6 protein-coding genes are annotated in these 22693 nt (G+C 60.2%); 4 read left to right on the forward strand and 2 right to left on the reverse strand.

Translation table 11 applies throughout. The features are described 5' to 3' along the window. Positions 1-912: 912 nt before the first annotated feature. Together ACK2SD_RS23665 and ACK2SD_RS23670 are read left to right on the forward strand one after the other, a co-directional pair. Entirely contained in the window at positions 913-17706 is a 16794-nt protein-coding gene (locus tag ACK2SD_RS23665) for an immunoglobulin-like domain-containing protein (RefSeq protein WP_412460988.1), read from the forward strand. 156 nt (positions 17707-17862) lie between these two features. After that, on the forward strand, positions 17863-18204 hold the full coding sequence (locus ACK2SD_RS23670) for a hypothetical protein (RefSeq protein ID WP_029614627.1): 342 nt from the start codon (positions 17863-17865) through the stop codon (positions 18202-18204). A gap of 39 nt (positions 18205-18243) precedes the next feature. On the opposite strand, the gene lapD is transcribed toward ACK2SD_RS23670, so the two are convergent. Together lapD and lapG are read right to left on the reverse strand one after the other, a co-directional pair. Next, positions 18244-20190 carry a cyclic di-GMP receptor LapD gene (lapD, locus tag ACK2SD_RS23675; RefSeq protein ID WP_304485453.1) on the reverse strand — a complete coding sequence of 649 codons (1947 nt, stop codon included), beginning with the start codon at positions 20188-20190 and terminating at the stop codon, positions 18244-18246. Between the two features lie 9 nt (positions 20191-20199). Beyond that, the gene (gene lapG, locus ACK2SD_RS23680; protein ID WP_080754783.1) at positions 20200-20961 is read right to left on the reverse strand and encodes a cysteine protease LapG; all 762 of its coding nucleotides are present in this window, start codon (positions 20959-20961) and stop codon (positions 20200-20202) included. Between the two features lie 205 nt (positions 20962-21166). On the opposite strand from lapG, the gene ACK2SD_RS23685 reads away from it, so the two are divergent. Continuing rightward, positions 21167-21859 carry a GntR family transcriptional regulator gene (locus ACK2SD_RS23685; protein WP_342650025.1) on the forward strand — a complete coding sequence of 231 codons (693 nt, stop codon included), beginning with the start codon at positions 21167-21169 and terminating at the stop codon, positions 21857-21859. A gap of 71 nt (positions 21860-21930) precedes the next feature. Beyond that, a complete protein-coding gene (locus tag ACK2SD_RS23690) occupies positions 21931-22515 on the forward strand; it encodes a thioesterase II family protein (protein WP_412460989.1) in 585 nt (194 codons plus the stop codon). Positions 22516-22693: the final 178 nt, after the last annotated feature.

Below are 22693 nucleotides of genomic sequence, written 5' to 3' on the forward strand. Positions count from 1 at the left end.
GTGAAGGTTTCATTACGCGGTGTCGCAGATTGAGCAAGGTCGCTACCAGCGGCGGCTGACTCGCGTGCAGTGCACGGTTCTTGCGAGGAATGCGCTCCAATGCGCTCCAGGGCATTTTCACAACTCACTCTGCAAAGCCTAACTGCTCATGACGCTGGCGCAAGGCCATATGGCAAAAAACCAACGCCCGAATCACGGCGCGTGTCGTGACGCCGGGAAGCTCCGGTTCCGCATAGGCAACAGACCGTCTATCGACTCTGGGCGTTTGACGCCAGCACCGCGCCCAATCCTCATGATTCCTGTCCAGAGACGGTTATTTGACTCAGCACGATGATGTCTTATAGCCACCCAATCCTATTCAAAATCGGACTGCGAAGCCCTCCTTGCAGTGCACGCCAGATCCCCGCTGTACACCGCGCGCAAAGGACTGCGAGCGTCTGCGCAGAAACTGATTTCGCGACTATTCTCCTGACGAACGGTAAGCGCCAAATTAATGATGGTCGGCAAGGTTTGTGCTTAATGACCAAAGCCTGCACCTCAAGTGACACATTGATGAAACTCACGACACGCAGTGTGGGTCATTTCCCAGTCGCAGACTTGCCCCAAGTCACTGCCAACAGGCGCGTAGCTCAGGAGAATAGCGGTCTCGACGGAACGTTTAGAAAAAACGCGAGCTGTTAGGTAATTAATACAAAAGGAAGATTGGTGTCGGACTAAATATCAATGTGACATTACTTTGCCGATTGTTTAGGATGACAAGACAAGGGTCAATACTTTGGCATAAACTTAATAGCCAAAAGTTATCGACAGAAAGTTGACGCATAAAAGCGTCAAATCTATTTCGTAACATTCCAGCGGAAGCAGGTTCGCACGCCGGCCGGAAGCCAACTGAGACACACCCCGGAGAGTTCCATGAGCACTGTCGTTGCCATCGTCAAAAGCATTGTTGGCCAAGTCATCGCAGTATCCCCGGAAGGCATCAAGCGCGTGCTGATCGAGGGCGACCGCCTGTTCGCAGGCGAAGAAGTCCTCACCGGCCCGGGCGGCGCCGTGACCCTGGAACTGGCCGACGGGCGAATGCTCGACCTGGGCCGCGACAGTCAATGGAGTGCGGATACACCCGCCAGCAGCGCTGACCTGGGACAGGTCACTGCCCAGGCCGCGCCATCGGTTGAAGAGCTGCAGCAGGCCATTGCCGCGGGTGCCGACCCGACCACCGATCTGGAAGCACCCGCCGCAGGCCCGACGGCCGCAGGTGGCGGCTCGGTAGGTGGCGGACACAGCTTCGTTCTGTTGGAAGAAACGGCAGGTGTGGTGGATCCGACCATCGGTTTCCCTACCGATCCGCTCAACTTCGCCGCCGCGCTGAACACGCAACAGGTCGGTGGCCTGAATGCCAATAACGCCACCACGACCAATACGGTGCCCGTGGCCACCGGCCTCACCCTGACCGCCACCCCCTCGATCAGCGAGGCGGGTGGCGTCATCGTCTACACCGCCAACGTCGGCCAGGCGCCCCAGAGCGACCTGACCGTGACCCTTTCCAATGGCGCGGTGGTCGTGATTCAGGCCGGTCAAACCAGCGGTTCGGTAAACGTCAACATTCCAGCCAACGACACGCCGTACATCGATGGCGGGCAGATCTCTACCACCATTACCAGCACCTCGGGCGGCACTGGGTTGATCGTCACGCCAAGTGACACGCCCGCAGTGACCCAGATCACTGACACCATCGACACCACCACTGCCACGCTGACCGCCACCCCAAGCGTGACCGAAGGCGGCGTCATCACCTACACCGTCAGCCTGACTAATCCGGCTCAGACGCCGGTCACCGTCACCCTGTCCAACGGCCAGACCATCACCGTTGAAGCAGGCAAGTCCAGCGGCTCGATCGATTTCCAGACGCCAGCCAACGACGTCTACAACAACGGCAGCACCGTCAACACCACGATCACCAGTGCGACCGGCGGCAACTTCGAGAATCTGGTACCGAATCCAACGCCAGCGCAGACCGTTATCAACGATTCGATCGACACCACCACTGCCACGCTGACCGCCACCCCAAGCGTCACCGAAGGCGGCGTTATCACTTACACCGTCAGCCTGACTAATCCGGCTCAGACCCCGGTCACCGTCACCCTGTCCAACGGCCAGACCATCACCGTTGAAGCAGGTAAATCCAGCGGCTCGATCGATTTCCAGACGCCGCCCAACGATGTTTATGTCAACGGCAGCACGGTCAACACCACGATCACCAGTGCGACCGGCGGCAACTTCGAAAATCTGGTACCGAATCCGACGCCGGCACAGACCGTTATCAACGATTCGGTCGACACCACCACTGCCACGCTGACCGCCACCCCAAGCGTCACCGAAGGCGGCGTCATCACCTACACCGTCAGCCTGACCAATCCAGCGCAGACGCCGGTCACCGTGACCTTGTCCAACGGCCAGACCATCACCGTTGAAGCAGGTAAGTCCAGCAGCTCGATCGATTTCCAGACGCCAGCCAACGACGTCTACAACAACGGCAGTACCGTCAACACCACGATCACCAGCGCTACCGGCGGCAACTTCGAGAATCTGGTACCGAACCCAACGCCGGCACAGACCGTTATCAACGATTCGATCGACACCACCACTGCCACGCTGACCGCCACCCCAAGCGTGACCGAAGGCGGCGTCATCACCTACACCGTCAGCCTGACTAATCCGGCTCAGACACCGGTCACCGTGACCCTGTCCAACGGCCAGACCATCACCGTTGAAGCAGGTAAATCCAGCGGCTCGATTGATTTCCAGACGCCTGCGAATGACGTCTACAACAACGGCAGCACCGTTAACACGACTATCACCAGCGCTACCGGCGGCAACTTCGAGAATCTGGTACCGAACCCAACGCCGGCACAGACCGTTATCAACGATTCGATCGACACTACCACTGCCACGCTGACCGCGACCCCAAGCGTCACCGAAGGCGGTGTGATTACCTACACCGTCAGCCTGACTAATCCGGCTCAGACGCCGGTGACTGTGACCTTGTCCAACGGCCAGACCATCACCGTTGAAGCAGGTAAGTCCAGCGGCTCGATCGATTTCCAGACGCCTGCGAATGACGTCTACAACAACGGCAGCACCGTCAACACCACGATCACCAGCGCTACCGGCGGCAACTTCGAGAATCTGGTACCGAACCCGACGCCGGCACAGACCGTTATCAATGACTCGATCGACACTACCACTGCCACGCTGACTGCGACCCCAAGCGTCACCGAAGGCGGTGTGATTACCTACACCGTCAGCCTGACTAATCCGGCTCAGACGCCGGTGACTGTGACCTTGTCCAACGGCCAGACCATCACCGTTGAAGCAGGTAAATCCAGCGGCTCGATTGATTTCCAGACGCCAGCCAACGACGTCTACAACAACGGCAGCACCGTCAACACGACGATCACCAGCGCTACCGGCGGCAACTTCGAAAATCTGGTACCGAATCCGACGCCGGCACAGACCGTTATCAACGATTCGATCGACACCACCACTGCCACGCTGACCGCCACCCCAAGCGTGACCGAAGGCGGCGTCATCACCTACACCGTCAGCCTGACCAATCCAGCGCAGACGCCGGTCACCGTGACCTTGTCCAACGGCCAGACCATCACCGTTGAAGCAGGCAAATCCAGCGGCTCGATCGATTTCCAGACGCCGCCCAACGATGTTTATGTCAACGGCAGCACGGTCAACACCACGATCACCAGTGCGACCGGCGGCAATTTCGAGAACCTGGTCACCAATCCGACCCCTGCACAAACTGTGGTCAGTGACAGCATCGATACCGTGACCGTCAACATCGCCAGCAACGGCAATGTGACCGAGGCCCAGCAACCGACCTTCACCGTATCCGTCAGTCAACAACTGGATCGCGATCTGACCGTCACCCTCAGCAACGGTGACAAAGTGGTAATCGCTGCTGGCCAGACCCAAGCGACCTACAGCCTGCCAGCCCAAGGCGATGACGTTTTCAAGGATCCAGGTTCCGTGACCGTGGGCGTCACCGATGCCAGCGTGCCAGGCAAGACCTTCGAGAATCTGCAGCTCGGCGGCGCGGCTACCGTGCAGATCACCGATACCGTGAGCGAAGTCGTTGCGACGCTCACTGCGGACAAGGCTACCGTCGCCGAAGGTGGGCAGGTTACTTACACCGTCACGCTGACCAATGCCCAAGGCTTGGATGTCACCGGTCATCAGGGCCTGACGTTCACGCTCACGGATGGCACCAAAGTGACCATTCCGGCAGGCAGCGCCTCTGCATCGGCCACTATTCAAGCTGCTGACGATGTTTACGTCGGTGGTCAGCCTTCAATCGTTAACAAACTGGAATCGGTCACCGGTGCAGATAACTTCGAGAAGTTGACCCTCGGCGACAACTCGATCACCACTACTGTTACCGATGAGCCAGGCACGGGTACTCCAGGTGCTGGCAACGAAGGTGACAAGGTTTCCGTCACCATTGTTAGCAATGGCGATGTGAATGAGGCTCAGCAGCCAAGCTTCACCGTGAAAGTCAGCCAAGTGCTGGATCGTCCGCTGACTGTCACCCTGAGCAATGGCGATAAAGTCACCATCGCTGCGGGCCAGACCGAAGTTGAATACAAGGCGCCGGCTCAGGGCGAGGACGTCTTCAAAGATGCCGGCTCGCTGACTGTTGGCATCACCGACGCCAGCGTTGCAGGCAAAACCTTCGAGAACTTGGAACTCGGCGGCAGCGCTACCGTACAAATCGCCGATACCATCAGCGAAGTCGTTGCCACACTGACCGCCGACAAATCGACCGTGGCCGAAGGCGGCACCGTTACCTACACCGTCACCCTAAGCAATGCTCAAGGTCTGTCGGTCACAGGTCACCAAGGCCTGGTCTTCACCCTCTCGGATGGCACCAAAGTCAACGTGGCCGCTGGCAGCGCCACCGGCACGGCGACCATCCAAGCTCCAGATGATGTGTACGTGGGTGGCCAGCCATCCATCGTTAACAAACTGGAATCGGTCACCGGTGCGGATAACTTTGAGAAGTTGACCCTCGGCGACAACTCGATCACCACTACTGTCACCGATGAACCTGGCACTGGTACTCCAGGTGCCGGCAACGAGGGTGACAAGGTTGCCGTCACCATCGTCAGCAATGGCGATGTGAACGAAGCTCAGCAGCCAAGCTTCACCGTGAAGGTCAGCCAAGTCCTTGATCGTCCGCTGACTGTCACCCTGAGCAATGGCGATAAAGTCACCATCGCTGCAGGCCAGACCGAAGTTGAATACAAGGCGCCGGCTCAGGGCGAGGACGTCTTCAAAGATGCCGGCTCGCTGACTGTTGGTATCACCGATGCCAGTGTTGCAGGCAAGACCTTCGAGAACCTGGAGCTCGGCGGCGGCGCTACTGTACAAATCGCCGATACGATCAGCGAAGTGGTCGCGACCCTCACCGCCGACAAGACCACCGTCGCTGAAGGCGGCCAAGTCACTTACACCGTCACTCTCAGCAACGCCCAAGGTCTGTCGGTTACCGGTCACCAAGGCCTCACCTTCACCCTGAGCGACGGCACTAAAGTCACCGTTCCGGCTGGCAGCGCAACCGGCACCTCAACCATCCAGGCTCCAGATGATGTGTACGTGGGTGGTCAACCATCCATCGTTAACAAGCTGGAATCGGTCACTGGTGCGGATAACTTCGAGAAGCTGACTCTGGGCGATAGCTCGGTTACCACTACCGTCACCGATGAACCTGGCACTGGTACTCCAGGTGCCGGCAACGAGGGCGATAAGGTTTCTGTCACCATCGTTAGCAATGGCGATGTGAACGAAGCTCAGCAGCCAAGCTTCACCGTTAAAGTGAATCAGCCACTGGATCGTCCGCTGACTGTCACCCTGAGCAACGGCGACAAAGTCACCATCGCTGCAGGTCAGACCGAGGTTGAGTACAAGGCTCCGGCTCAAGGCGAAGACGTCTTCAAAGACGCCGGCTCGCTGACTGTTGGTATCACCGATGCCAGTGTTGCAGGCAAGACCTTCGAGAACCTGGAGCTCGGCGGCAGCGCTACTGTACAAATCGCCGATACGATCAGCGAAGTGGTCGCGACCCTCACCGCCGACAAATCCACTGTGGCTGAGGGCGGCCAAGTCACTTACACCGTCACACTGAGCAACGCCCAAGGCCTGTCGGTCACAGCTCACCAAGGGCTGGTCTTCACCCTCTCGGATGGCACCAAAGTCAACGTGGCCGCTGGCAGCGCAACCGGCACTTCAACCATCCAGGCTCCAGATGATGTGTACGTGGGTGGTCAACCATCCATCGTTAACAAGCTGGAATCGGTCACTGGTGCGGATAACTTCGAGAAGCTGACTCTGGGCGATAACTCGGTTACCACTACCGTCACCGATGAACCTGGCACTGGTACTCCAGGTGCCGGCAACGAGGGTGACAAGGTTTCCGTCACCATCGTCAGCAATGGCGATGTGAACGAAGCTCAGCAGCCAAGCTTCACCGTAAAAGTCAGCCAAGTGCTGGATCGTCCGCTGACTGTCACCCTGAGCAACGGCGACAAAGTCACCATCGCTGCAGGCCAGACCGAAGTTGAATACAAGGCTCCGGCTCAAGGCGAAGACGTCTTCAAAGACGCCGGCTCGCTGACTGTTGGCATCACCGATGCCAGCGTCGCTGGCAAGACCTTTGAGAACCTCGAGCTGGGTGGTTCGGCCACTGTCCAGATCGCCGATACCATCAGCGAAGTGGTAGCAACGCTGACTGCCGACAAGTCCACTGTGGCTGAAGGCGGCACTGTCACCTACACCGTCACTCTCAGCAACGCCCAAGGTCTGTCGGTTACCGGTCACCAAGGCCTCACCTTCACCCTGAGCGACGGCACTAAAGTCACCGTTCCGGCTGGCAGCGCAACCGGCACTTCAACCATCCAGGCTCCAGATGATGTGTACGTGGGTGGTCAACCATCCATCGTTAACAAGCTGGAATCGGTCACTGGTGCGGATAACTTCGAGAAGCTGACTCTGGGCGATAACTCGGTTACCACTACCGTCACCGATGAACCTGGCACTGGTAGTCCAGGTGCTGGCAACGAGGGTGACAAGGTTGCCGTCACTATCGTTAGCAATGGCGATGTGAACGAGGCTCAGCAGCCGTCGTTCACCGTTAAAGTGAATCAGCCACTGGATCGTCCGCTGACTGTCACCCTGAGCAACGGCGACAAAGTCACCATCGCTGCAGGCCAGACCGAAGTTGAATACAAGGCTCCGGCTCAAGGCGAAGACGTCTTCAAAGACGCCGGCTCGCTGACTGTTGGCATCACCGATGCCAGCGTCGCTGGCAAGACCTTTGAGAACCTCGAGCTGGGTGGTTCGGCCACTGTCCAGATCGCCGATACCATCAGCGAAGTGGTAGCAACGCTGACTGCCGACAAGTCCACTGTGGCTGAAGGCGGCACCGTCACCTACACCGTCACCCTGAGCAACGCTCAAGGCCTTTCTGTGACGGGCCACCAAGGCCTCACCTTCACCCTGAGCGACGGTACTAAAGTTACTGTGCCTGCTGGCAGCGCCACTGGCACTGCGACCATCCAAGCTCCAGATGATGTGTACGTGGGTGGTCAACCATCCATCGTCAACAAACTGGAATCGGTCACCGGTGCGGATAACTTCGAGAAGTTGACCCTCGGCGACAACTCGATCACCACTACTGTTACCGATGAGCCAGGCACGGGTACTCCAGGTGCTGGCAACGAAGGTGACAAGGTTTCCGTCACCATTGTTAGCAATGGCGATGTGAATGAGGCTCAGCAGCCAAGCTTCACCGTGAAAGTCAGCCAAGTGCTGGATCGTCCGCTGACTGTCACCCTGAGCAATGGCGATAAAGTCACCATCGCTGCGGGCCAGACCGAAGTTGAATACAAGGCTCCGGCTCAAGGTGAAGACGTCTTCAAAGACGCCGGCTCGCTGACTGTCGGTATCACCGACGCCAGTGTTGCTGGCAAAACGTTCGAGAACCTGGAACTCGGCGGCAGCGCTACCGTACAAATCGCCGACACGATCAGCGAAGTAGTCGCGACTCTTACCGCTGACAAGACCACAGTCGCTGAGGGCGGCCAAGTCACTTACACCGTTACACTGAGCAACGCCCAAGGTCTGTCGGTTTCCGGCCATCAGGGCCTGACCTTCACCCTGAGCGACGGTACTAAAGTTACTGTGCCTGCTGGCAGCGCCACTGGCACCGCGACCATCACTGCCAACGACGACGTCTACGTGGGTGGCCAACCATCCATCGTTAACAAGCTGGAGTCGGTCACCGGTGCGGATAACTTCGAGAAGTTGACCCTCGGCGACAACTCGATCACCACTACTGTCACCGATGAACCAGGCACCGGTACTCCAGGTGCTGGCAACGAGGGCGACAAGGTTTCCGTCACCATCGTTAGCAATGGCGATGTGAACGAAGCTCAGCAGCCAAGCTTCACCGTAAAAGTCAGCCAAGTGCTGGATCGTCCGCTGACTGTCACCCTGAGCAACGGCGACAAAGTCACCATCGCTGCAGGCCAGACCGAAGTTGAATACAAGGCTCCGGCTCAGGGCGAGGACGTCTTCAAAGACGCAGGCTCGCTGACTGTTGGTATCACCGATGCGAGCGTTGCTGGCAAAACCTTCGAGAACTTGGAACTCGGCGGCAGCGCTACCGTACAAATCGCTGACACGATCAGCGAAGTGGTAGCAACGCTGACTGCCGACAAGTCCACTGTCGCTGAGGGCGGCCAAGTCACCTACACCGTTACCCTGAGCAATGCTCAAGGTCTGTCGGTGACTGGTCACCAGGGTCTGGTGTTCACCCTGAGCGACGGCACTAAAGTCAACGTCGCCGCTGGCAGCTCGACTGGCACCGCTGTTATCACTGCCAAAGACGACGTCTACGTTGGCGGCCAGGCTCCGATCGTCAACAAGATCGAATCCGTCACTGGTGGCGATAACTTCGAAAAACTGACGCTGGGTCAGGGCGAAGTTAGGACTGAAGTTACCGATGAGCCAGGTACCGGTACTCCAGGTGCTGGTAACGAAGGCGATAAGGTATCGGTCACCATCGTCAGCAATGGCGACGTGAACGAAGCTCAGCAGCCAAGCTTCACCGTGAAAGTCAGCCAAGTGCTTGATCGTCCGCTCACCGTCACCCTGAGCAATGGCGATAAAGTCACCATCGCTGCAGGCCAGACTGAAGTTGAATACAAGGCTCCAGCTCAGGGCGAGGACGTTTTCAAAGACGCGGGTTCGCTCACCGTCGGCATCACCGATGTCAGTGTTGCTGGCAAGACCTTCGAGAATCTTGAGCTGGGTGGTTCGGCAACTGTTCAGATTGCTGACACCATCAGCGAAGTGGTTGCGACCCTCACCGCAGACAAATCCACTGTCGCTGAAGGTGGCCAAGTCACCTACACCGTAACCCTGAGCAACGCTCAAGGCCTGTCGGTCGCTGGTCACCAGGGCCTCACCTTCACCCTGAGCGACGGTACTAAAGTTACTGTGCCTGCTGGCAGCGCCACCGGCACGGCGACCATCACTGCCAACGACGACGTCTATGTCGGCGGCCAAGCGCCGATCGTCAACAAGATCGAGTCCGTCACTGGCGGCGATAACTTCGAAAAACTGACGCTGGGTCAGGGCGAAGTTAGAACCGAAGTTACTGATGAGCCAGGTACCGGTACTCCAGGTGCTGGCAACGAAGGCGACAAGGTTTCCGTCACCATCGTTAGCAATGGCGACGTGAATGAGGCTCAACAGCCGTCGTTCACCGTTAAAGTGAATCAGCCACTGGATCGTCCGCTGACTGTCACCCTGAGCAATGGCGACAAAGTCACCATCGCTGCAGGCCAGACCGAAGTTGAGTACAAGGCTCCAGCTCAAGGCGAGGACGTCTTCAAAGATGCGGGTTCTCTGACTGTCGGCATTACCGATGCCAGCGTTGCTGGCAAGACCTTCGAGAACTTGGAACTCGGCGGCAGCGCTACCGTACAAATCGCTGACACGATCAGCGAAGTGGTCGCGACTCTTACGGCTGACAAATCCACCGTCGCTGAAGGCGGTCAAGTCACCTACACCGTAACCCTGAGCAACGCTCAAGGCCTGTCGGTTACCGGCCACCAAGGCCTCACCTTCACCCTGAGCGACGGCACCAAAGTAACCGTCCCGGCTGGCAGCGCCACGGGCACTTCCACCATCCAGGCTCCAGATGATGTGTACGTGGGTGGTCAGCCATCCATCGTCAACAAACTGGAATCGGTGACCGGTGCGGATAACTTCGAGAAGCTGACTCTCGGCGATAACTCGGTCACCACTACTGTCACCGATGAACCTGGCACCGGTACTCCAGGTGCTGGCAACGAAGGTGACAAGGTTTCCGTCACCATCGTCAGCAATGGCGATGTGAATGAAGCTCAGCAGCCGTCGTTCACCGTCAAAGTGAATCAGGCGCTGGATCGTCCACTGACTGTCACCCTGAGCAACGGCGACAAGGTGACCATCGCGGCCGGTCAAACCCAGGTCGAGTACAAAGCTCCGGCTCAAGGCGAGGACGTCTTTAAAGATGCCGGTTCGCTGACTGTTGGCATCACCGATGCCAGCGTTGCAGGCAAAACCTTCGAGAACCTTGAGCTGGGTGGTTCGGCAACTGTCCAGATCGCCGATACCATCAGCGAAGTGGTTGCAACCCTCACCGCAGACAAATCCACTGTCGCTGAAGGTGGCCAAGTCACTTACACCGTAACCCTGACCAATGCTCAAGGCCTGTCGGTCACCGGCCACCAAGGCCTGGTGTTCACCTTGAGCGACGGCACCAAAGTCAACGTCGCCGCTGGTAGCTCGACTGGCACCGCGGTCATCACCGCCAAAGACGACGTCTACGTCGGCGGCCAAGCTCCGATCGTCAACAAGATCGAATCCGTCACTGGCGGCGACAACTTCGAGAAGCTGACCCTCGGCAGCAACTCCGTGACCACCACCGTCACCGACGAGCCAGGTTCGGGTACTCCAGGTTCGGGTAACCAAGGCGACAAAGTCTCGGTCACTATCGTCAGCAATGGCGACGTGAACGAGGCTCAGCAGCCGTCGTTCACCGTCAAAGTGAATCAGGCGCTGGATCGTCCTCTGACTGTCACTCTGAGCAACGGCGACAAGGTCACCATCGCTGCCGGCCAAACCCAGGTCGAGTACAAAGCTCCCGCTCAAGGCGAAGACGTCTTCAAGGATGCCGGTTCACTCACCGTCGGTATCAACAGCGCCACCGTCGAAGGCAAGACCTTCGAAAATCTGGAGCTGGGTGCACCTGCCACCGTACAAATCAGCGACACCATCAGCGAAGTCGTTGCCACACTGACTGCCGACAAGACGACCGTGGCTGAAGGCGGCACCGTTACCTACACCGTAACCCTGAGCAATGCTCAAGGTCTGTCGGTGACTGGTCACCAGGGTCTGGTCTTCACGTTGAGCGACGGCACCAAAGTTAACGTGGCTGCGGGCAGCTCGACTGGCACCGCGGTCATCACCGCCAAAGATGACGTCTATGTCGGCGGCCAAGCTCCGATCGTCAATAAGATCGAGTCTGTCTCTGGCGGCGACAACTTCGAAAAACTGACCCTCGGCAGCAACTCCGTGACCACCACGGTCACCGACGAGCCAGGTTCGGGTACTCCAGGTTCGGGTAACCAAGGCGACAAAGTCTCGGTCACTATCGTCAGCAATGGCGACGTGAACGAGGCTCAGCAGCCGTCGTTCACCGTCAAAGTGAATCAGGCGCTGGATCGTCCTCTGACTGTCACTCTGAGCAACGGCGACAAGGTCACCATCGCTGCCGGTCAAACCCAGGTCGAGTACAAAGCTCCCGCTCAAGGCGATGACGTCTTCAAGGATGCCGGTTCACTAACTGTTGGCATCACCGATGCCAGCGTTGCTGGCAAGACCTTTGAGAACCTCGAGCTCGGTGGTTCGGCAACCGTCCAGATCGCCGACACCATCAGCGAAGTGGTCGCGACCCTCACCGCTGATAAGTCCACTGTGGCTGAAGGCGGCCAAGTCACCTACACCGTCACCTTGAGCAACGCCCAAGGCCTGTCGGTGACTGGTCACCAGGGTCTGGTCTTCACGTTGAGCGACGGCACCAAAGTCAACGTCGCCGCTGGTAGCTCGACTGGCACCGCGGTCATCACCGCCAAAGACGACGTCTACGTCGGCGGCCAAGCTCCGATCGTCAACAAGATCGAATCCGTCACTGGCGGCGACAACTTCGAGAAGCTGACCCTCGGCAGCAACTCCGTGACCACAACCGTCACCGACGAGCCAGGTTCGGGTACTCCAGGTTCGGGTAACCAAGGCGACAAAGTCTCGGTCACTATCGTCAGCAATGGCGACGTGAACGAAGCACAGCAGCCGTCGTTCACTGTGAAGGTCAGCCAAGTGCTCGACCGTCCTCTGACCGTCACTCTGAGCAACGGCGACAAGGTGACCATCGCGGCCGGTCAAACCCAGGTCGAGTACAAAGCTCCCGCTCAAGGCGAAGACGTCTTCAAGGATGCCGGTTCACTCACCGTCGGTATCAACAGCGCCACCGTCGAAGGCAAGACCTTCGAAAACCTGGAGCTGGGTGCACCTGCCACCGTACAAATCAGCGACACCATCAGCGAAGTCGTTGCCACACTGACTGCCGACAAGACGACCGTGGCCGAAGGCGGCACCGTTACCTACACCGTCACCCTGAGCAATGCGCAGGGCCTGTCGGTCACAGGTCACCAAGGCCTGGTGTTCACCCTGAGCGACGGCACCAAGGTCAACATCGCTGCAGGTAGCGCCACCGGCACCGCGACCATCACTGCGAAAGACGACGTCTACGTCGGTGGTCAGGCGCCAATCGTCAACAAAATCACCGCCGTCTCTGGCGGCGACAACTTCGAGAAGCTGACTCTGGGCAGCAACTCCGTGACCACCACCGTTACCGACGAGCCAGGTTCGGGCACTACAGGCTCCGGCAACCAAGGCGACAAAGTCTCGGTCACCATCGTCAGCAATGGCGACGTGAACGAAGCCCAGCAGCCGTCGTTCACGGTGAAAGTCAGCCAGGTTCTGGATCGCCCATTGACGGTAACCCTGAGCACCGGCGACAAGGTGGTCATCGCTGCAGGCCAGACCCAGGTCGAGTACAAGGCCCCTGCTCAAGGCGAAGACGTCTTCAAAGATGCCGGCTCGCTCACCGTCGGCATTACCGATGCTAGCGTTACCGGCAAGACCTTCGAAAACCTGGAACTGGGTGGCAGCGCCACCGTGCAGATCAGCGACACCATCAGCGAAGTGGTTGCCACGCTGACTGCCGACAAATCGACTGTTGCCGAAGGCGGCACCGTTACCTACACCGTCACCCTGAGCAATGCTCAGGGCCTGTCGGTCACAGGTCACCAAGGCCTGGTGTTCACCCTGAGCGACGGCACCAAGGTCAACATCGCTGCAGGTAGCTCCACCGGCACCGCGACCATCACCGCGAAAGACGACGTCTACGTCGGTGGTCAGGCGCCAATCGTCAACAAAATCACCGCCGTCACTGGCGGCGACAACTTCGAGAAGCTGACTCTGGGCAGCAACTCCGTGACCACCACCGTCACCGACGAGCCAGGCTCGGGCACTACAGGCTCCGGCAACCAAGGCGACAAGGTCTCGGTCACCATCGTCAGCAATGGCGACGTGAACGAAGCCCAGCAGCCAAGCTTCACGGTGAAAGTGAGCCAGGTTCTGGATCGCGACCTGTCCGTCACCCTCAGCAACGGTGCCAAAGTCACCATCGCTGCCGGTCAGACCCAGGTCGAGTACAAAGCGCCAGCTCAAGGCGAAGACGTCTTCAAAGATGCCGGCTCGCTCACCGTCGGCGTCAACAGCGCCACCGTCGAAGGCAAGACCTTCGAAAACCTGGAGCTGGGTGCACCGGCCACCGTGCAGATCAGCGACACCATCAGTGAAGTGGTTGCTACGCTCACTGCGGACAAGACCACGGTCTATGAAGGCGGCACGGTCACCTACACCGTCACCCTGAGCAACGCTCAAGGCCTGTCGGTCACCGGCCACCAAGGCCTGGTCTTCACCCTGAGCGACGGCACCAAGGTCAACATCGCTGCGGGCAGCGCCAGCGGCACAGCGACCATCACCGCCAAGGACGACGTGTACGTCGGCGGGCAAGCGCCGATCGTCAACAAGCTCGAGTCCGTTGCCGGCGGCGACAACTTCGAGAAACTGACCCTGGGCGGCAACACCCTCACCACCACCGTGACCGACGAACCGAGCGGCCAGGGCGACCTGACCACGGTGAGCATCAGCGGCGACACGTCGGTGACCGAGGGCGATACCGCGCACTACACGCTCACCCTGACCAGTCCTTCGAAGACCGATGTCACCGTCACCCTGAGCTACAGCGGCACCGCCACCAACGGCCAGGACTACACCGGTGTGGTCACCGTGAAGATTCCGGCCGGCGCCAGCACGGCCAACTTCGACGTGAAAACCATCGACGACCAACTCGTCGAGGGCTCGGAGAACTTCACCGTCAAGATCACCGGCACCAGCGGGGGTGGTTTCGAGAACCTGCAGGTCGACGCGAACAAGGGCAGCGTGACCACCACCATCATCGACAACGACCACATGCCCGAGTCGCCCGGCGGCGCCGTCACCGGCACCGAGGACACCGACTACGTGTTCAAGTGGGGCGACTTCAACGTCACCGATGCCGATGGCAACACCGGACTGGCCGTGGTCATCAGCAAACTGCCGGACCTGGGCAGCCTCAAGTTCTTCAACGGCAGCGCCTGGGTCAACGTGTCGCTGAACCAGACGGTCAGCCAGGCCGACATCACCGCCGGCAAGCTCAAGTTCGTGCCGCTGGCGAACCAGTCCGGCGTGGACGGCTACGGCGGTAACGGCGTGGGCAACCAGCAGGCCGACTACGCACAGATCAAGTACAAGCCGAACGACGGCACCAATACCGGCAGCGAAGTGACCATGAAGGTGGACATCACGCCGGTCGCCGACCGCCCTGACCTGTCGATCGGCAACAATAACGTCGCGTCGATCGGCCTGACCAAAGAAAGCTGGAACAGCCTCAATGGCCTGGGCACCAACGGCAACGGCATCACGGGCGACCAGTTGAAGAACGTGTTCGCCAACTCCGGCAGCGCCAACAAGAGCGAGCAGGTCACCACGGTCGATACGGTCGCCACGATCAGCCCAGGCACTGGCTCGAAAACGTCTGGCCTGATCTACATGGAAGCCGGCAAGACCTACTCCTTCAGCGGCACGGCGGACGACAGCCTGCAGATCGTCGTCGGCGGCAAAAACGTAGCCAGTGGCACCTGGGGCAACGCCAGCGGCGCCATCAGCGGCAGCTTCACGCCGACCACCAACGGCTACTACACCCTGGAGATCTACAGTGCCAACCAGGCGGGCCCGGGTAGCCTGGACGTCAACATCAAGGTCGGCAACGGCCCGGTGACGGACCTGAGCGCCTCGAACATCCCGCTGTACCCGAACCTCGGTTCGATGACCGGCGCAGGCCTGACCGTCTCCGACCTGCACGGCAGCAACGGCCAGGGTTACTACGACGGCTACAAGCTCAACGAAGGCCGTGAAAACGGCGCGCCGGTCAAACTGGTGGGCATCAGCACCAACCTGACCGACACCGACGGCTCGGAAACCCTCAGCGTCAAGCTCAGCGGCATTCCAGCAGGCTCGGTGGTCAGCGACAACGCTGGCCACAGCTTCACCGTGGGCAGCAGTGCCGTGGACGTCACCGGCTGGAACCTCAACAGCCTGGCGATCAAGCCACCGGCCTACTACAACGGCCAGTTCGACGTGAAGGTCAGTTCGATCTCCAGCGAGAGCGTAGGCGGCAGCACCGCGACCAATGAAGGCACCTTCAAGGTCACGGTGTACCCGCAGTCCTACAGCACCAGCAACCTGACCGCCAATGCCGATAACTTCACAGGCACCGACGGTAACGACATCATCGTTGCCGACGTCGGCGGCCTGCACGTGGTGCCGGGCAAGGACTACAACATCGCCTTCATCGTCGACACCTCTGGCAGCATGGGCGCCTCGGGCGTGGATGCGGCTAAGAAATCGCTGGAGTCGGTGTTCAAGACCCTCGCGGCCAGCGTCAAGGGTGCACAGTCCGGTAGCGTCAACATCCTGCTCGTGGACTTCGCCACCCAGGTCAAGTCGTCGGTTTCCGTCACCTTGAACGATGCCGGTCTGCAAAAGCTGCAAAGCCAGCTGAGCACCCTCAGCGCGGGCGGCGGTACCAACTACGAAGATGCCTTCAAGACCACGGCGAACTGGTTCCAGAGCCTGAAGAATGCCGGTAGCACCGGCAGCAACCAGACCTACTTCATCACCGACGGTCAGCCGACGTACTACCAGTCCAACGAGCAGACCAACCCGAACCTGGGCTACGCCGGCTCGACCCTGGACGGCTACCTGTCTTCGATCAACTACAAGATCGGCGACGTGATCTCCCGTGGCATGATCGACAGCAGCACGCGGGCCGACATCGACTCCAAGGGCTTCCTGTCCGTGCAGTACAAGTCCGGGTCGAGCTGGTACAACTACGGCTCGGGCTATATCCATGCCCAAGGCGATGGCACCTATGAGGTCTCGTCGCTTTCAGGCACCGGCTATAGCACCGACTCGGCGACCCTGGCCAACTCCAAGGACACCTTCAAGCTGCTGTCGAACCTGTCCAACGTCGAAGCCATCGGTCTGAACAACGACGTCAATGCCAGCGACCTGAAGCCGTACGATTCCGATGGCGTGCCGCAGACCAACATCGACCCGAGCAAGCTGGCCGAGGCCATCCTCGGTCACACCGAGGTGATGAACCCTGGCGCCGACACCGTCAACGGCGGCGACGGCAACGACATCATCTTCGGTGATCTGGTGACCTTCGATTCGGTGCCCGGCACCGGCGTCGAGGCGATCCAGGGCTATGTCGCCAACAAGTTGGGCGTTGAGGTGGGCGACGTGGATGCCCGGATGATGCATCAGTACGTCACCGAGCATTACACCGAGTTCGATATCTCGCGCAGCAACGACGGCAACGACACCCTGATCGGTGGCGACGGTGACGATATCCTCTTCGGCCAGGGCGGTGACGACTACCTCGACGGCGGGCGCGGCAACGACATCCTGCTCGGCGGCACCGGCAACGACACGCTGATCGGTGGTGAAGGCAACGACCTGCTGATCGGCGGTGCCGGCAACGACATCCTCATCGGCGGCAAGGGCGACGATATCCTCATCGGCGGGAGCGGCGCAGATACCTTCGTGTGGAAGGCCGGCGATTTCGGCAACGATGTGATCAAGGACTTCAACCAGCAGGAAGGCGACCGCCTCGATCTGCGCGATCTGCTGCAGGGCGAGAAGGCCAGCACCATCGACAACTTCCTGAAGATCACCACCGTCAATGGCGAGTCGACCCTGCAGGTCAGTTCCGAAGGCAAGCTCAATGCCAGCGGCGGCGTGGCCAACGCCGACGTCAGCATCAAGCTGCAAGGCGTGGACTGGTCACACTCGTCGATCAACTCGTTGATCGCCGGTGCGGACCCGATCATCAAGATCGACAACGCCAACAGCTGATGCGTGAACTCCAGGCGGCTTCAACCGCCGCCTGGGGGCCGCGCTTTCCTGTCATCGCCGCGCGGGGCATACTCGCAGGTCGGCCGCTGCAAGGCCGCTGAACTTTGCCTATGCTCCTGACAACCAAAAGGAATCATCGTGACGAGGGTCGATGCCATGTTCTACGTGCAACGCGACGCCGACGGCCAGCTGCTGCGGGTAGAAGCTACCCCGTTTGACGAGTACACCGAGTCGCTGCCGGCCGACCATGCCGATATCCAGGAGTGGTTCGCCGACGATGTCGTGGAAACCAGTCTCAAGCAGCTCAAGCAGAGCGACCTGGACATGATTCGTGTGCTCGAGGACTTGATCGAGGTGCTGACCGCCAAGGGCGTGTTCAGCATCACCGACCTGCCGCCGGGCGCCCAGGCCAAGTTGCTCAGCCGGGCCTCCGCGCGCAAGGCGCTGGGCAGCCTCAACAACCTGATCGAGGAAGAGGAAGAAGGCGGGCTGATCTGAACCAGGCCGCACCTTGAGCGGATGCGGCCCGGGCCTGTATCACTTCCAGGGCGCAGGCTCACCCACCCATTGTCCCTGGATCCCCTGCACACCCATCTCGCGCAGTACCTGCAACTCGCCCTCGGTCTCGACCCGTTCGGCGATCAGCGGCAGGTCGATGCTGTGCGCCGCACCTTGGATCGCTTCGATGAACAGCCGCTTGTGCCGCTCTTGATCGATGCTGCGGATGTAACCGCCATCGATCTTGAGATAGGCCAGACCCAAGTGCGCCAGGTTGCCGATCATGCTGAAGCGCCCGCCGAAACGCTGGAGCGCCAGGCCGTAGCCCAGTTCGTGCAGGCGGCGGTTGAGCTTCTCCAACTGCGCCTGCTCCGGCAACTGTTCCTCGCCGATCTCGAAGGTCAGCCGACGTCCTAGCGCCGCATGCTGTGCCAGCAGTTCATACACTCGCTGCAGCGCCTTGGGATCGGCCAGCGTCGCGGCGGACAGGTTCAGCGCCAGCGACTCACCATGGCTCTGCAAGTGCCGAAGCACCTTCTCCAGCACCAGCAGGTCAAGCCGCGGCATCCAGCCGAAGCGTTCGAGCCAGGGCAGGAAGCGTCCGGCCGCCAATGCCTCGCCCTGCTCGTCGTGCAGACGGGAAATCACCTTGTAGTGCAGAATCCGCTCCGGCGTTTGGCAGTCCACGACCGGCTGGAAGAACAGCTCGAACTGGCCGTTGGTCAGGGCCTGATCCAGACGCGTGTGCCAGGCGTGATGGCTGTCGGCAGCTTGCGCGGCAGCGCCTTGCTCCAGGCAGACCCAGCCCGGCTCTGGCTGGCTCTCGGCACGCGCCAGCGCCTCGTCGGCGAGCTTGAGCAGCGCCTGCGGCGCATCCCCTGGACTGTAGGGCGCAAGGCCGATGCAGGCCACCGGATCGACATCACTGGCGCCGGTCACATGCAGGCTCTGCAGGGTCGCCTCCAGAGCCTGGGCCAGTTGAATGGCCTCCTCGTGCACCATGCCTGGCGCCAGCACGGCGAATTCACCGCCACGGCTGCGGGTGATCAGGTCCTTGGTTTCCGGGAAGCTGGCACAGGTGCGCCGCAACTGCTCACCGACGGCTTGCAACAGCTGGTCGGTGCGTTGGCCACCCAGACGCGCGTTGAGGCCGGCCAAGTCCTGCACCCGCAGCAACAGCAGGTAACCCGCGCGCGCCTCTTCCAGATTGCTGACCCGAGCATTGAGCTGCATTTCGAAATAGCGGCGGTTGGCAAGGCCGGTGAGGCTGTCCTGGTACGACTCGACCCGCAGCTTTTCGCTGCGCTCGGCCTGTTCGGTGAACAGCGTCTGCAGCTTCTCGACCATCTGGTTCATGGCCTGCACCACCCGACGAAACTCAGGCGTGCGTGGCAATTCCGGCAAGCTGAGGAACTCGCGCCGGGCAATGGCGTGGGACTGCGCCACCAGGTAATCCAACGGGCGCAGTTGACGACGCAGCAACAGCGCGCCGAGGATTGCACTCACCACGCCACACAGCAGCAGCAGGCCTAAGCTGCCCAAAGCGCTTTGCCACAATTTGGCCAGGGCGAACATCGGGTGGCTGATCACCTCGACCCGTGCCGCCTGCTGCCAGCCACGGCTGACGATGGCATCGCCCCCGGCAGGCTCCAGGCCGATCAGGCCGATGAACCAGGCCGGCACACCGTTGCTGTCGGGCTCGGCATGGCGCTCGACCAGCACCGCGTTGGAATCCAGGTCGACGACCTTGATGCTCGAGTAATAGCCGCTGTCGAAGATCGAGCTGACCATCAGCTCGACCATGGCCGGATCGTCGATATTGGGGGTCAATGACAGGGCCAGCGCGGTCGCGGCATCCTGAGCGTGGGAGCGCAACTGGTTGACGTACTGGGTGCGCGAACTTTCCAGGCTGACCATGAAGCTGCCGCTGAAGGCGATCGTCAGGAGCAGGCATATGGCAAGCAGCAATTGTTTGAACAGTGACATCTGTGCTCCTCAATAGACCGGTTCGGCCGGGAACCCTTCGGCCTGCATTTTCTTCAGCACGTCCTGCCAGCGAGACAGGCGCTTGGTGTCGCCGACTTTCTTGTTGCCGGCGGCGCCGGTTATCCACAGGCCCTCGCCGTTGAAGGCATACACCGGCAGCAGGTCGGTGCGCTGGCTGGCCGGCTTGATCGAGTCCATCAAGCTGTCCAGCACCAGCGGCTGAGCCTGGGGACTGGCGTAGTAGGTCAGAACCATGTGCGCGCGGTTCAGCCGCAGCGCCTTGACGTAGGTGATTCGCAGCTTGTCGGCCGGGATGCCCATGCGCCGCAGACTGAAGTATTTGGCGATGGCGTAGTCTTCGCAATCGCCCGCGCCCTTGATCAGCGACTGCACCGGGGTGGCCCAGTAGTCGACCTCATGCCACAGGTCGATGTCCTCCACGTAGCGCATCTGTTTGTTGAAGAACAGGTTCACCACCTGCAGCTTGTCCAGCTCGCTGCCCTGATTCTGGGTCGCCATCAAACGCTGCCAGGCATCGATGCGCCCCTGTCCGGCGCCGAGCGGCCCGTACAACTGCTCCGCGCGGCGGCTGATCTGGGCGAAATCCCAATCGGCGTGCAGGCCGCCCAGCAGCAGGCAGCCTACCAGCACGGCGAGGCCGAGGCGATGCACGAGCTGCTTGAGCACTTCAGGTATCGCCACTGCGAACACCTTTCCAGAACAGACGAAAGCCGCGATGGTGCGGCTTACCCGTGTAAAAGACAATGGCACCTTACAATCACGGCGCTGGACGCCGATGCCCCGGCATTTGCCAACTGCCGATCAGGAACGGGCCGACTTCCCTTGCCTGACGACTTCATTCACGATAGCTGCACTCCAGCACCGCAGCAGCCCATCGCCTCGGTTTGACAAGTGACCACTCTGATCACTAGGGTTATTGGATCCAATCATCGCTATTCATCAAGGCAGACTCCGCGTGGCCGAGAAAATCCGACTCCTAAGCTCCGTGCTGGGTAATGAGCAAGTACCCGCTCATCTTGCCCGCAGCGTTATCGAAGAGCGCCTGCGCAGTGCCATCCTCGATGGTCGCCTGCCGCCGGGCACCGCATTGCGTCAGGAAGAATTGGCAGGTCTGTTCGGGGTCAGCCGCATGCCGGTGCGCGAAGCGCTGCGCCAGTTGGAGGCGCAATCGCTGCTGAAGGTGGTGATGCACAAGGGCGCGGTGGTCGCTCCGCTGATCGGTGAAGACGCCGTCGATACCTACAACTTGCGCGTGCTTCTGGAGACCGAGGCGCTTCGGCAGTCCATTCCCAACCTGGACGCTGCCGATATCGCGCTTGCCCGCGGCTACATCGCTCAGTTGGAAGAAGAAACCCGGCACGCTGAAATCGGCCGCCTCAACCGCCTGTTCCACATGACGCTGTACAGCAAGGCCTCCAATCAAAAGCTGCTGCGCCTCATCGAGATCGAACTCAACGAGGAAGAGCGCTTCCTGCGTTTTCATCTCTCGGCCATGGGCCTGGGCAAGCTCACTCAGGATGACCACATCGCCCTGGTGGATGCGGCCAATGACAAGCTGGTGGAACAGGCCATCGAAGTGCTGGAAAAACACCTGAACACCGCAGCGCAGACCATCAAACGCTACTTGAGCTCGCAAGCCGCCAAGTGAATTCTCAGCCGCGACGGCCGCAAGCCCTAACGGTCATCACGCCCGGCACACCTCGGGATGAAGGACAGACAGTGCACGTCCAGAACCTACCAGCCCCCGAAGCCAGCGGGTCATCCGCGCAAATCCGCCTCATCTGCCTGGCCTGCAGCCCGCAGCACCTGGAACGCTATCGAGCCTGGGCCTATGCCCTGAGCGACACCGTCGAGCTGATCGCGGTCGATGTCCAGCGCCACGCCGACTGCGCGCCAAGCGACCTCCAGCAGGGCCCTTCGCCCCTCGCCTGTACCCTGGCCGACCACCTGCACCCTTACCTCAACCAACCACATGCCATCTTTGGTCAGCGTCTGGGCGCGCACCTGGCCTTCGAGCTCACTCAACTGGCAGAGCGTGAGCACCCTGGGCAGACTCGTCATTTGTTTGTTTCGAGCTGTGACAGCCCGAGGGCTACCGAACCTCGGGCCAGCATCAGCGCCATCCAGGTGCCGATGACGGTTCTCTATCCCGCCGGCTCACTCTCTCAAATGCTCGGCTGGCACGCCTTCGTCCGGCGGGAACTGGAGCTCATCGAGTTACCAGACGCTTCGGCAGACCCTTCCCATGTGGATCAAAGGCTCGTGCGAATCTTCGACACGCACCTCGGTTTATTGAGCTTCTGAGCCCTGACACACGGCGTAATCGCCTCGCGTTGGCAGGATTTCCCCCAGTGTGCTGCCAAAGGCCGTGGCAGCGCGCGCCGTTTACCCCCACTCTAGTTGCGCCGTGACTGCTGATCGCCCTGTTCGGGGCCCGGTCGCAGGCCTTCCATACACCCGCAGAAGGAGTCTGATATCGGGG

It is taken from the genome of Pseudomonas sp. SC11 (assembly GCF_047039205.1).
GTDB lineage: Bacteria > Pseudomonadota > Gammaproteobacteria > Pseudomonadales > Pseudomonadaceae > Aquipseudomonas > Aquipseudomonas boreofloridensis.

What these genes read in the sequence shown, in the direction of transcription:
- ACK2SD_RS23665 (WP_412460988.1), top strand. Translation starts at nt 913, where the DNA reads ATGAGCACTGTCGTTGCCATCGTCAAAAGCATTGTTGGCCAAGTCATC.
- lapD (WP_304485453.1), bottom strand. Translation starts at nt 20,190, where the DNA reads ATGTCACTGTTCAAACAATTGCTGCTTGCCATATGCCTGCTCCTGACG.
- ACK2SD_RS23670 (WP_029614627.1), top strand. Translation starts at nt 17,863, where the DNA reads ATGTTCTACGTGCAACGCGACGCCGACGGCCAGCTGCTGCGGGTAGAA.